The 13006-nt window shown below is 64.8% G+C and carries 12 protein-coding genes; 3 read left to right on the top strand and 9 right to left on the bottom strand.

Annotated features, from left to right (window positions below; translation table 11 throughout):
* Positions 1-190 precede the first annotated feature (190 nt).
* The 4 genes from ACYVGK_RS15460 to ACYVGK_RS15445 form a co-directional block, all read right to left on the bottom strand.
* Entirely contained in the window at positions 191-1285 is a 1095-nt protein-coding gene (locus ACYVGK_RS15460) for a DNA glycosylase AlkZ-like family protein (RefSeq protein ID WP_460735292.1), read from the bottom strand.
* A gap of 84 nt (positions 1286-1369) precedes the next feature.
* On the bottom strand, positions 1370-3973 hold the full coding sequence (locus tag ACYVGK_RS15455; RefSeq protein WP_460735290.1) for an ATP-binding protein: 2604 nt from the start codon (positions 3971-3973) through the stop codon (positions 1370-1372).
* Positions 3974-4070: 97 nt separating this feature from the next.
* Positions 4071-4343, bottom strand: a complete 273-nt coding sequence (locus ACYVGK_RS15450) for a DUF4242 domain-containing protein (protein WP_460735288.1) — start codon at positions 4341-4343, stop codon at positions 4071-4073.
* Positions 4344-4369: 26 nt separating this feature from the next.
* A complete protein-coding gene (locus ACYVGK_RS15445; RefSeq protein ID WP_460735286.1) occupies positions 4370-4597 on the bottom strand; it encodes a hypothetical protein in 228 nt (75 codons plus the stop codon).
* A 219-nt stretch (positions 4598-4816) separates the two neighbouring features.
* Here ACYVGK_RS15445 and ACYVGK_RS15440 point away from each other — a divergent pair, with 219 nt between their 5' ends.
* Both ACYVGK_RS15440 and ACYVGK_RS15435 read left to right on the top strand, forming a co-directional pair.
* A complete protein-coding gene (locus ACYVGK_RS15440; protein ID WP_460735284.1) occupies positions 4817-5131 on the top strand; it encodes a hypothetical protein in 315 nt (104 codons plus the stop codon).
* Positions 5132-5329: 198 nt separating this feature from the next.
* Positions 5330-6148 carry a hypothetical protein gene (locus ACYVGK_RS15435; RefSeq protein ID WP_460735282.1) on the top strand — a complete coding sequence of 273 codons (819 nt, stop codon included), beginning with the start codon at positions 5330-5332 and terminating at the stop codon, positions 6146-6148.
* Between the two features lie 120 nt (positions 6149-6268).
* On the opposite strand, the gene ACYVGK_RS15430 is transcribed toward ACYVGK_RS15435, so the two are convergent.
* A complete protein-coding gene (locus ACYVGK_RS15430) occupies positions 6269-7279 on the bottom strand; it encodes a hypothetical protein (protein WP_460735280.1) in 1011 nt (336 codons plus the stop codon).
* A gap of 35 nt (positions 7280-7314) precedes the next feature.
* Positions 7315-9225: a hypothetical protein gene (locus ACYVGK_RS15425; protein ID WP_460735278.1), complete on the bottom strand. Its 1911-nt coding sequence runs from the start codon at positions 9223-9225 to the stop codon at positions 7315-7317.
* 175 nt (positions 9226-9400) lie between these two features.
* On the opposite strand from ACYVGK_RS15425, the gene ACYVGK_RS15420 reads away from it, so the two are divergent.
* On the top strand, positions 9401-9721 hold the full coding sequence (locus ACYVGK_RS15420; RefSeq protein WP_460735276.1) for a hypothetical protein: 321 nt from the start codon (positions 9401-9403) through the stop codon (positions 9719-9721).
* On the opposite strand, the gene ACYVGK_RS15415 is transcribed toward ACYVGK_RS15420, so the two are convergent.
* The 3 genes from ACYVGK_RS15415 to ACYVGK_RS15405 all read right to left on the bottom strand — a co-directional run bounded on the left by ACYVGK_RS15415 (position 9705) and on the right by ACYVGK_RS15405 (position 12950).
* Positions 9705-10709: a hypothetical protein gene (locus ACYVGK_RS15415; protein WP_460735274.1), complete on the bottom strand. Its 1005-nt coding sequence runs from the start codon at positions 10707-10709 to the stop codon at positions 9705-9707. The genes ACYVGK_RS15420 and ACYVGK_RS15415 overlap by 17 nt on opposite strands.
* Positions 10710-10782: 73 nt before the next feature.
* Positions 10783-12144: a DUF2252 family protein gene (locus ACYVGK_RS15410; protein WP_460735272.1), complete on the bottom strand. Its 1362-nt coding sequence runs from the start codon at positions 12142-12144 to the stop codon at positions 10783-10785.
* Positions 12145-12308: 164 nt separating this feature from the next.
* Positions 12309-12950, bottom strand: a complete 642-nt coding sequence (locus tag ACYVGK_RS15405; RefSeq protein WP_460735270.1) for a DUF2306 domain-containing protein — start codon at positions 12948-12950, stop codon at positions 12309-12311.
* Positions 12951-13006 lie beyond the last annotated feature (56 nt).

The following is a 13006-nucleotide window of genomic DNA, read 5'->3' as shown; positions in this document are numbered from 1 at the left end:
CGCTTTGGACTTTGCCTCGTTATGCGACGACGTCCCCTCACCCTGCGTCGCTTGCGCGACGCTGTCCCTCGCTCTGCCCCCGGCCCTTGCGCATAGCGCAAGGGCGTTCAGTCGGACATGCGCCAGTGGCGCATAAGCGCCCGCCTTCACCCCGCAAGCGGGGCGAGGGATCGAAGGGGAAGTGCGCGGCTCAGCTCTCCAACCCCAGGAATTCGCGCACCCGTGCGAGTTCTGCATCGAGAGCTGCGCGAAAGGTGGCAACGCGCGGGGCGCGGCCGTCGATGTAACCGAAATCGCTGACGAGCGTGCCATCGGCCACGCTCAGGTTGCTCCAGCCGATCACACGATCGCCCCAGAGCAACGGCAGCGCGTAGTAACCCAGCTTGCGTTTGGCGGCGGGCGTGTAAGCCTCGAAGCGGTAGTTCCAGTCCCAGAAAAGCGCGAAGCGGCGCCGGTCCCACACCACCGGATCGAAGGGCGTGAGCAGGCGCACGGCCGCATCGGGTTTCCAGCGTGCCGAAGCCGGCTTCTCGTCAGCGGGCCAGTACCAGTCCACACCGTCCACGCGGACATGAGCGAGGCGCTGCTTCGCCCGCGCCACCGCCGACGCACGTTGTGCCGCCCATTGCGGCGCGCCGCCGCGCAGGTAGCTCACGAGCTGCACCAGGCTCGACGCCGGCAGCGGTGCGTACTTGCGCACCGCCAGGTCCACGAGTGCGTCCATGCGCGCATTCGCGGTGAGCGCATCCGGTGGCGTCGCGTCCACCGCATGGGTCGCATACACACGCGTGCCGCCTTCGCGACGCGCCACCCGCAGCAGGCCGCGGTAGTGCATGCCGTCGAGCAGCTGCGTACTAGCGTTGGACGAGCCACCGAACCAGTTGGTGACCTTGCCATGGGCGAAGTGCGCGTCCACGTCGCGCGGATGAACCTCGCCACGTTCGGCGATGAAGTCGCGCACGGCGTGCGCCTGTTTCCAGCGCGCCGGCGTCCAGGCCACGCGCGGTGTGCGCGGATGCATGAGGCGATGGTGCGCGCGCGGCAGAAAGCCGTAGTTGACGAAGAAATCTTCCTCCAGCGGCAACTTCGGGTAGCGACGCTCGAGATCGCCGGCGCGATACCCCACGACGCGATGACGCAGTGTCAGGTCCTGCGCACGCGCGGGCGCACGGATCGGATCCGCCTGCACGAAACCGAGCCGCTCGATCGCGCGTGCAAGCGTGGTCGGCTTGAACAATGAGCGGGCGACGGCGTAGCGGCGCAGCTGGTCCAGAGTGATCGGCATGTGCGAAGTCTAAAGCGCCGGATTCGTGCCGGCGGCTGCAACAGGGGGACGCAGCGTTGATCCTTCAGGAACATGGTCGGAGAGCTATTTCAGGAATGCACTCTGCCCCTCGTTACGAAGTCCCAGGCGACCGGCGATCGATACGGCTTCGCTGCGCGAGCGCGCGTCGAGTTTGCGCAGGACCGCGGAGATGTGGTGATCGATCGTCTTTTCCGAGCGCACCAGCTTGCGGGCGATCTGCGCGTTGGTGAGGCCGTCGGTCAGCAGCGTCAGGATCTGCAACTCGCGGGTGGTCAGGCCGGCCGGGTTTGCGGACGTCGTCGCCCGCGGTCCGCGCGCCAGCCCGCGCACACCGGCATCGCGCAGCTGTTCCCTGCACCGCCGCGCGGTGGCGTTCGCGCCCAGCGATTCGAAGACGGCGAGCGCCTCGCGCATGGCGGGCTCGTCGCCTTCGAGCAGGGCCAGCGCGCGTTCGTACGGACAGCCCAGTCGCTCCCAGGCCTCCGCCGCCGCTTGCCATTGCCCTGAGAGCTGCAGCGAATAGGGAGTGTCAGTGCCGTCCGGATCGGCTGCGGTCAACCCGAGCTTCGCGCACCAGCAGCGCAGCTCGCCGAGTGCGCGCGGATCGCGGAGCTGCTCGGCCATCGTGTAGGCCTGCAGCACGATCGGATCGACCGACGCGTTGTCGCCGTGAAGCCAGGCAGCCTCGGCGTGCGCTGCAGCGACCGGTGCCAACCGCTGCAGTTCGCCGGAGGCCTGCGCGAGTTTCGTCGCCTCGTCGATGAGTTCCTTCGCGCCCGGGTCGCCGCGCCGCAGGCGCAGCCGCGCCAGCACCGCCAGTGCGCAGATGCGCGTGACCGGCGCGACGCGAGGGTTGGTGCCCAGCTTCAGCGCGGTCGCCGCGGCGTTGTCCCACTGGTCCTGCTCGAAGTCCAGGCGCGCCTGCCAGACCTCGATGTAGTTCGACCACGAGTCCAGATCGCGGGCAGCGAAATAGCGCGTAGCCGCTGCAATCTGCTGCTGCGCATCCGTATAGGCGCGCGCCTTGACCGCAGTGCTGACCAGGTTCGCGTAGCAGCGCGCAACGTGCTCCTCGTAGTTGTGCGTGAGCGAGATCTCCAGGCTCCGCTCGATCAGCGGCACACCTGCGGTAAGGCCCATGGCGTACTGCGCCGTGCCGACGTTGTTCAGCGCGTGCGCCAGCACTTCCTGGCTGTCGATGCGCGTGGCGAGTTCGATCGCGCGGGTGCCCCAGGCCACGGCTTCGTCGGTGTGCCCGGACAACATGTACAACTGCGAGCGATTGCTCAGCGCCCAGGCGTAGGCTTCGTCATCGGGCAGGTTCTGGAGCAACTGCACGGCCTGAGCGGCGTACTCTTCCGCCTCGTGCTTGTGCCCACCGAACCAGTGCAGGCGCGACAGCCAGCGAAGCGTGAGTCCTTCCTGCCGCAGATCGCCGAGCTCGCGCCAGATCGGCAATGCGGACGTGCGGGCGACGATCGCGCTGTCGTTCTCGTCGATGAGGTAGTACTGGATCGACAGGCGCCCGAGCAGGTCGGCGCGCGCTTGCGGCGCCAACGCGTCGGCATGGACGAGTGCGGTGGCGTAGAGCGAAGCGGCTTCCCGGTGTGCGCCATGCGATGCCGCTTCATCACCAGCATGGAGCGCGTACTTGAGCACGGCCGCTGAATCGCCTGCAGCGGACGCGTGATGCACAAGGCGCGAGGTCGCGACCGCCGGCGCACGCCGCTCCAGGCACGCCAGCATTCGGGCGTGCAGCGCCGTGGCCATCGGCGCCGGTAGCGCCTGTTCGATCGCGATACGGGCCAGCTCGTGGCGAAACGCATACGAGCGACCATCGGCCATCAACAAGCCGCAGGCCAGGGCCGCCGCAATATCGGCTGGCGCCGGCGCGAGGATCGCATCGACCACGTCGGCTTCGACGCGCGCCGGCACGATCGCCGCGAGGTCGAGCAGCGCGCGCACGGTCGGCGTCTGGCGCGCGGCCCGCGCCAGCACTGCGTCGCGCACCGTCGCCGGCATGCCCTCCGCGCGCAGGGCTTCGGTGACGAAGAACGGATTGCCGCCGGTGGTGGCATAGATGCCGTCGGCGGAATGACGGGTCTGTCGCGCCAGTTCGGCCACGCCGGCTTCCGACAGCGGCAGCAACGGCACGCGCACCACCGCGTCCGCTGGTAGGTCGCCCAGCACCATCTGCAGCGGATGGCGTTCGCCCAGTTCGTCGTCGCGGTAGCTCAGCACCAGCAGTGCGCGCACACGCTGGATGCGGCGGGCCAGGAATTTGACCAGGTCGAGCGTGGCTGCATCGGCCCAGTGCAGGTCCTCGAGCACGACGACGGTTGTCTCGCGCGATGCCTGCAGATTCGCCAGGAACGACGTGAACAGTTCGACGCGACGCCCATCCAGGCCGAGCATCGCTTTCACTGTCGATCCCAGCGCGTCGGCCATGTCGTAGAGCGGACCGAGCGGACGCGGCGAGAACAGCGCCTCGCAGCCACCCCACAGCACGCGTGCGTCTTGCCGTTGCGACACCAGCTGCGTCACCAGCGACGTCTTGCCGATGCCCGCCTCGCCGGAGACCAGCGCGGTGCGGCCGGCGCCCTGGCCGGCGACATCCAGCGCGCCTTGCAGTGCCTGCAAGGCGGGACCTCGTTCGATCAGTTCCACTGCACCGGCTCCGAGGGGGCGCGCCGATTATCCCCCTCATGGCGGCGACCGCGGCAGCACCCAGGGTGATGCCCGGTGCCGCCGTCCGGTAGCGCATTCAGTAATGGAAGTAGGGATCCAGCACCCGGATCTCGGTGATGCTGGTGACCGGCAGGCCGTTGCGGCGGGCCGCCTGCCGGATCGCCTCGGGTGCGGCGGCATCGTAGAGGCAGAACGTCTTTTTGCGGTCGGCGCTGACGTAGGAATGCAGCCAGGTCACGCCACTGTCGCCATTGACGCCAACGATGCGCGCGTTCACTTGCGCACCATCGGCGTTCGCGGGGATACCGAGTCCATCGGGGAAGCTGCGCTCGACCAGGTATCTGGGCATGACAGGCCTCTGGCGGGTTGCAGGATTCAGAAGCAGCGGAAGCGCTGCGGCGACCATTCACTGACATAGCGGCGGTCGGCGGCATAGCCGGAGCTGTTGCCGTAGCCCACGCCGAAATCGCGCTCGCGATGGACGTGGCGGACGCAGCCGGCGGCCGGCATCGTTTCGACCACGACCGCGTTGAAGTCGCGCGGCCGATTTGGCATAGCGACGAGACCGGCGGTGGCGAAGAGTTCGAGCATGTAGGGGGCCATGACGGATTCCTCATCTGGATCACGCAGCCCGGTGCTGGACTGCGATGCCAGACTAGGCGTCCGCGCACTTACCTACATCGGGAGGGATCCCCAGATTGCGCGGGCCGGTTCCCTATCTTTGATGTATGGGTTTGGAGGGAATCGTGATGGCACGGAAGTTGCCCTGGAGCGCTTTTCATCACGCTATAGTCGACCGCTCACAGCGCAAGGGGATTCTTCATGAGAGCTGCAGTATTGCTTGTTGGCATTTCACTAGCCGCCGTCGCGGGTGCCCAGGTACGCACCAACCCACAAAAGACCAGCCTGCCACCTGCCGGAAGTTTTCGCGTGGAAGACGCGCAAATTGCGCTGCTCAAGAAGCAAATGGCGGAAATAAAACAGCAGGTGTTGGAACTCCAGGAAAAGAACGGCGTGCTGTCCCACTGTCTGCACGAGCTCCGCGACGACGTCAAACGCCTGAAGAACCCGCAGCTGGCTCAGCTTGACGATGAAGTGACGGTCGGGAAGCCGATGTCGCTGGTTAAGTGCGATTGAACATCCAGCAAGGCAGCGAGCGAAACAGGGGGCGGAGTGAACTGCTGTGGACACCCACTCGTCCGCGAAGCTTCCGCATCAATCAAATTCCTGACCCCGTTATCCCTCCAACAGCTGCAGGCGATTAAGTGCCCTATGGCGAAAGCAATGGTGCAAGAGAGGCAAATACTGTCTGAGCTGTCTCGTGTTATTGCCTGGATGGAATCACTGGGAATACCCGCGGCCAAGTCACGATATGCTCGCTATGAGAAACGCATTGCAAAGTTCTTCGACGACGCAGTCCATCCCACGTCTATCGAAGGTCAACAGGCGTGGAAAGACCTTACGCACGCATATCGCGAATGCATTGAAATCTATCTGATATTCAAAACATTCGCGGGATGTGATCATCCAAACTTCATCTCGATTCTCGCAAAGGTTGCTTCCGGCGCGGAGGTGCCCGCACTTGCTCAGGCCGGGACATCGCGTGACTTTGCGTACGAACTACTGATAGCAGCCAGGTTCCATCTTTCCAGTTACGCAATTCGCTTCGATGAGACTTCGGATGTGGTGGCGGAGCAGGCTGGAATTCGCATTCGTGCCGAATGCAAGCGCATTGCCTCCGAGAAAAAGCTCGAGTCGCGCATCAAAGCCGCGGGCGGCCAGTTGGCAAGAATGACGGTGGTAGAAGACGATGCGACGCTGGGCCTGATGTTTATTGATGTGTCGAGCTGCGTAGCCTCCGAAGTTGCGCAGTTGGTTGAGACAAGGGCGGACGCGCAGAACGCCTTGAACTCGGCGATTGGCAACTTTCTTCAGCGGAATGAGGTGGCCATTGAACGCCTTAACGACAGGTTCTCTGAGGCGTCTTACGCCACGTGCATAACCGCAACGGCACCGATCTGGTCACGTGACTTGGTCTTGCATGCCACGACAGGGACTGCGGTCTCGGCTTCACGTGCGATGAGTGACCGTAAGTTCGAGCGGCTTAGACATGCCTTGAGGTCATTCAATAAAGGGGTCGCAACCCTTTTTTGAAAGGACCGGCCGGGACGCGGGACTGGCCGTAAGCCTACATCGGGTAGGAAAAGCTCTACCGCACCCTGCAAAAAAGGGACGGAGGGGATTACTAATTCCCTCCGACCCCTTTCAACTCGCTTATTGCGCCTTCACTGCAATGCAGCGCGAGCGGCCGGTGAGCACCAGGAAGTCCTTCATCTCGCCGGAGGACAACAACTTTGCCTGTTCGACGCGCGCGACCGGACCACCCCATTTGCGATCGAGGGGGGCTGACTTGAAATGCAGGCTGGGCGCGAGCAGTTCCGGTTTGTGGAAATCGACGCGCATCCTGTCGCCGGGGTACGAGATCCTGCCGCTCAGCGTGTCGGGAATCTGCACCTGCAGCTCCATCGATCCTTCGCCGGCGGTCCAGGTGCACGCGTAGCCGGAGTTCATGAAGTCGCCCTTGGTGATCGACAGATCCGAGCGCTCGCACACGTTGGTCGCTTGCCCGAGGACGCGCAGCATGGCGTCGATTGGCACCGCGCCAGTGACGCCCGCGCCCTTGACCAGGCGGACGAACTCCGGCGTCGGATCGGTGCCATTGGCCTGCAGCGGGGTGCGGATGCAGTCCGTGCCCGAGTCGGCCTGACACACTGCGACGCAATCCTCGCGCGGCTCCCACGACGACGCGCCGCCGTTCAGCAGCCGCACGCGTTCAAGTTCCAGCCGCTTCTGCGACGTGAGCATGGGGTCTGCGATCTGCTTGTCCAGCGCAGCGACTGCCGCTTTCAGGTTCTTCGCGCCAGTTGGCGCGGTTGCGATCAGAACGGAACCGTCGTAGTACCGACCGTCCACGTTCCAGCCGTGCGTCACGCGACACTCGCCGTGGTCGTCCTGGGAAGGCGAGCAACCCAGTGATTTCCGGCCGCCCTCACCGGGCAGAACGGTCAATGGTCCGTGCGGGACGGTTACGACCCGATTCTCATGCGTGTAGTTCAAGTACTCGGAAAACGAGATATCGGCCATGACGCCGGTGTTGTTGAAGAGATAGAACTCCCGTGCGCCAGGACACGTGCAGTCGTAGCCTCTTGGGCTTACCGGCCAGTTCACTTCCGGATCCGGACGCGGTGACCGGGGCGCATTGCACGCGCCGAGTACGAGTGCCATCGCAGCACAATTAACCATCGTCGATTTCATACGCATCATTGCCTCCCAAGCTCCTCGGAAATCACACAGGCCCACGTCTCATCGAGTTGGCGGGCTCCCTTCAGTTCCACCGCGTTCCACATCTTGCCGTCGTGGTTGATGAAACGGCTGGATTGCGCACGCAACTCGGTCGCCGTCATCAGCGGCTGGATCGCCGCGATCTGCGCGAGATCGATATCGATGCGCGACGCAGCGGCCAGACCGCCGCCGGAGACATCGGCGCCAAACCGCAGGCCCGCGGCGAACGGAACCACTTCCTGGCGCACGCCCATCGTGATCGCATAAAGCCGCGAGCGGATGTTCTCCTTGCAGGTCTTGATGCCCTTCAGGCCGGCGCCGCACGGGTACTTGTAGGACGCACAGAACCAGGACTCCTTACGCACGTTAGCCTTGAGCCGCAGCGATCCCGAATCGCTGACACCCTGGTCGGTCTCGCGGAGCTTGGCGCGGTCATTGCAGGTCTGGGCCTGCGTGTCGACATACAGCTGGGCGATGCGCCGGTGCACCGGCCGCAGCGGCTCGAGGTCGGCGCGCACGGACGCATTGAGGCGCCATGTGTCAGGCGCCCCCACTACTGGCGAGAACCAGAACCGCACCTGCGCCGGCATCTCGAGGGCAACCGGCCCCTTGGGCCCCTGCAGCGTTTGTGGCGGCAGCTGGATGCTGCGCTCGACCGGGCGGAGGTCGCAGACCTTGCCGCGTTGCTGCTTGTCGGACGCAGGCAGCCACAGCGATGCCGACATGCCGCCCTTGTCGCCAGCGGTGAGCAGGGGCGTCACTTCGTTATCGGCCTGGCTCTGCAGCGCTTCGGTCGCGGCCTCGAACTGCTGGACGAGCTGCGCCCAATCCTCGCGCTGGTCGGTGAACTTCGGATCCTTGAGCGATTCCCGCACGCCTTCCAGCAGCACGATGGCTTCGGCGATGGTGTCGCGTGCCGCTTCATTCAGCGCATAGAGTTTCTGGCGGCGTTGTTCGTCCGACAGCGTGGAGTCCTTGGCGACTGCGGTGAAGTCCGAAGCCAGTAGCTTCTTGTGGACAGGTTCCATCCGATCTAGGAAGTCGATCGCATTCATGCCGGCGGTGAGCTGCGCGCGGTTGATGTCATCGAGCGACACCGGCATCGCCTCGCTGACCTGCACGCCGACCGGAACAGCGGGAACCTTGGCGCCGAACTTGTTGCCCCACCAGCTCGAAACGCCGGGCGGATCCGCCGCGACGACATGCACGGGGAACGGCGCGAAACTGGCGACGCGGCATTCGGCGTCGGCGGGAAGCGCATTCTTCAACGTGCTCCACGGCACGAAGAACTCGGAGACACGCGCGGACATCAGGTAGCCGATCAGCCGATCGAGCGCATCCGGCGTCATCAAGATCGTGCGCGCGCCACCGACCACCTGCGCCGTTGCGGGCCCGGAGTGGATGACGATCGCGGGCTCGTCCTCCGGCGCGCCCTTGCGGCTCAACACGACGGCACCGGCGTTGCCGGTGTCGAGCATCACGTCGCGGCCTAACAGCAGCGCCTGCCGGTCCGGCGGCAGGATCTCGGCGTCGTACTCGCCTGCCGCCAGCGGCAAGGGCTGCCCGCCGACCTTGGCGACATGGGTGTAGTCGTCGGCGGCGAAGAGATTGAAGTTCTTGTCGCAGTCCGAGAAGCACAGGTCCCGCGCACCGGGCACCTCCAGACGCAGGCGGCGTCCAGGACCGTAGGTGGTGATTTCAAGCCGATCCCGCCGCTTGTTGCTGCCGCTGCCCAGCGTGACGCGCTGTTCGATGCGCTCGCTGCAGCTGGACGAATCCGACGGTGGTGATTCCTGCGCGCACGCCATCCATGAGCAAGCGGATAGTGCGAGGGCCAGGCAAAACAGACGAGCACGACCACCGGTTGCCCGGTGCGAGACTAGTGTCATTGGATTTTCCCCCTGGTTGCGGGGGTATTTATGCCCGAGCGGAGCTCGAAGCAAAAGGCCTGACCCCGTCTGCAACGACTCGGCCCCGGCATCGCCGGTGCCGGATGAGCTGCAATGCAGACGTTGGCGGATCACCTCAAGCAAAGGGATCAGGTTCATTTACCGCATCGAGTAAATGAACCTGACCCCTTTGTTCTGCCGGCACAGTGCCGAGCATCACGTCGTATTCCTGCACCTGCACTTCGCGCCACGCCGTTCCAGCCGCCGGCGCAGCAGACGACAATTCATGAATGTGGGTCTCCCCCAGGAGAGCGCATCCATGCGCAAGAAGTCCTTGGGGCAGATCATCGGTGCGGCTGGCGGCGGGAAGATGACAATCCCGTGGCACCGGCTGTACCGCGGCGATGCAGGAACGTCCTACCCAATCCACCCCGGCGCGCAGCGCGCCGGGGCATCCATCACCGATCCCTACGCACCGCTCAGCGATACGGATTGAAGGTGTAGGAAGCACTCACCGCTTCGGGAATCGAAAAATAGTTGCGCACCAGACCGGCCGGATCCGTCGCCAGCGCGCCGCGGCCGGGACCGTCGTTGCTGTCGTCCCAGCCCCACGGTGCATTGGCCGCGTTGGCGGTGCAACCGATGGCGCCGGAACCACAGCCGCCGCTGTTGTCGCCGAAGAAGCTGCCGAAGCTGGCGAACAACGCGACATTGTTGCGCTGCGCCCACAGACCATTGGTCTCGAAGATGTCGACCAGCTTGTAGAGCACGTTGCGATCGTTGTAGTTCGAAGGCACTTCGGCTGTCGTCAGCGACGGGTAGTAGACGACGCCGTCGCCACCCGCGATGTCGTAATACGGTCGCGCCTTTAGGCCGTGCCCCTTGGCCTGTTGCGCCGTCACCGGATGCTGCTGGCCGTTGTAGCTGGCCATCGACAACGTGCCGTCGACCGACTCGGCGCCGCTGGCCCAGCCACTGCCGGCCGGGACGTAGGAGAAGAAATCGGTATGCGCCACGGTGACCGCCGACTTCAGCGCGCCGTAGGTGCTGCCATCGCGCGCGATGGTGAGGAGCAGGCCCTCGGCATCGTTCTCATGCTCGGTGTCGAAGAACGAATCGGTCCAGTCGCGCGGATGGAAGAACATGTAGACGATGTACCAGTGCGTGCTGGTCTCGACCACCGAGTAGTACCCGTGCGCCGCTAGCGGATACGCCGCGTTGCCGGCCCGGTCCCAGTTGTTGCGGCCATCGAGGTCGCCATCGAAGTCGTAGCGTGTGATGTAGTCCGCCGCGCCACCGAGCGAATGGCTGCCGGTCGGATCGGTGTCCTGGTAATGGATCGGCGCCCAACGCAGCGCGAGCGCGGCGCGATCCTCGGCGTTGACCGCCGACAGAGCGTGCGCAGTGTCGATGAAGCCCAGACCGAGTACCGCACCGAGCAGAATGGTGCTTACCGCGCGGGGAATGCTAGCGAACAACCTCATTTCAGCTCTCCTTGCCTTTGGGGTGGCCTGCGATCGTGCGAGGGCACGATTGCAGGCGTGTGAAGAACGGTCCTCAGTACAACGGCGTCCCCGCGTTGTAGGCCGTCACGAACGCCTGCCAGTCCAGCTGCACCTGCGCGGCATAGTCGAAGGCGAAGGCAACGACTTCCGCCTTCAGTCCGCTCTTGCTGGTAACCGCGTCGGTCACCTGCTTGTCGATGCTGTAGCTGACCACGGTCACGTCGTAGTCCTGGTCGGCGATCGCGTGCGCGGAGGCGAGCGCCTGTCCGAACCAGGTCGCGGCCGTGTTCAACTTGCTGCCGCTGTCGAGCAGCGTGGTATCGAAGTCTTCCTGGTAGGGCGACTTCTCGTGCACGTAGTACGGCACACCGCCCACGCTGGTGGAACCGATCAGCACTTCCGCGTTGAGCACCTGCGCCTTGGCCGTGCGCGCGATGCGGTTGCCTTCGTGGTACCCGTAGGCCGACGCCGGGAGGCGACCGCTGGCGGCGATCGCGACCGCGCTGGTGCCCGCTTGCTTCATCTCGAGGATGACGTCGTCACTGGTCGATGACGACGCGCCTTCCACCAGCACGTAGTAACGCAACCGGCCCAGGCTGCCCACGCCCGAACCAAGCTTCTGGTGGATGTCCTTCACTGAGTAGTAGCTGGCGGCATAGCGCTTGGACGAAGCGATGGAGCTGACGTAGGCCGCCATCGCGCCGCCGACGTTGCTGTAGGTCAAGGGCGTCACCGCCACCAGATTGGACAGGTCCTGGAAACGACGCTGCGAGCTGACCACGGCGGTGTACTTCGACAACAGCGACGAACGCGTCTTGCCGTCGGCCGTGGCGATGGTGTCGTCGACCACGCCCGTGGTGTTGCTTTTGACGAGCTGGAAGCTGAGCTCGGCACTGCTGCCCTTGAACTCGATCATCTTGTCGACGTACGCGCCGACCAGCGTGTTGATCGCGGTGGTGATATCGGCATCGGACACGCCGTTCTCCCGGCCCGCCAGCACCATGCTCGCGGCCAGGCGGCGCAGGTCCCACACGTATTGGCCGAGGTAGCCCTCGTCGTAGTCGGCGAGCTTGAACGTCGCCGTGCCGTTGCTGTCGCGCGAGGCATCGAAGTTGCCCAGGTGCACGTCACCGCCGAGCCAGGTGTAACCGGTCTGTGCAGTGACGTAGGCCGACGCCGGCCGCGTCGCCATGTCGCTGAAAAAGATGTGGTCGGTGCCGCGATAGAAACCGTATGGACTCAGCGCCATCTTCGCCAGCTTGGTGTCCAGCTCGTTGCTGGCAGTGGCGGCGTAGGGATGGTTGTAGGCGTAGACCTGGTTGACCACCCAGCTGTCGCGCGCGGTGGCGGCGGAAGCGGCAGGGACGGCAGCGGACACGAGGCAGACCAGCAGACAAGACAGGAGGGGACGCACGATTGCAGCTCCGGCGGGCAAAGGGCGTACTGCACTGCGCCGCCGTTGCGACGGCATGAATCTGGTGTGACACCGGGGCGACAGGGCCCCGTTGAGATCCATTTGCGTGCGCTCTGGCAGAAGGCCACTGCACCCCACGGCGCGAAGCGCATTGCTGGCGATTCTCACTTGGGAACTTTGGGGTGTGAACGGGAAGAGTGGCGGATGACCACCTCCGCGAAGGCGATGTTCAGGACCCACGTGGCGACGAAGAGGATGTCGGAGGCCAGGCCAATCGGGGGCTGGCCCGTGACGATGTAGATCGGGAAGAACACCAGCGCGACGGTCCCCAACCCCATGCCGACCGCGTAGGCGCGGATCACCCAGGCGCGGTGGCGGAGGAAATCGCGGTCCCGGATTGCTGCCATTGCCTGGGCGAGCGCGATCAGGAGCGCCAGGCCAAAGAGACCGCGAGCGATGTCGACCAGGGGCGTTCTTTGTGACGTCACCTGCACGAGAATCGAGAGGCCCGAGAGGCCAATGGTCGCCCCCGAAAGCATGAAGATCCGGCCCAACACGCGGTGCAGCGCCCCAAAGCGGTGGCGGAGGGCGCGGACGAATTGCACAGGACCGGTGATCCCGAAAGCGACTCCAGCCAGGACATGGGCAAACAAGGAGATGGGGGCAACGGCCAGGTGGGCGCTGTCTTCGGGGTAGGTGCCGGACGGAATCTGGAACGCGAGAACGAGCGAGTTCAGGATCGGGATGGCGGTCAAGAAGGCCAAGGACAGGACAAGCGGGATCGGTCGCTGAAAGAAGCGGAACATGGGGGTCTCCTTACCCGGAAAGGGTCAGTCGTCGTGAGACGGCCGACGCCGAAGGT

It is taken from the genome of Lysobacter tyrosinilyticus, from assembly GCF_054779815.1.
Note: the sequence above shows the minus strand (reverse complement) of the source record. Positions and strands in the feature narration are given on the sequence as shown.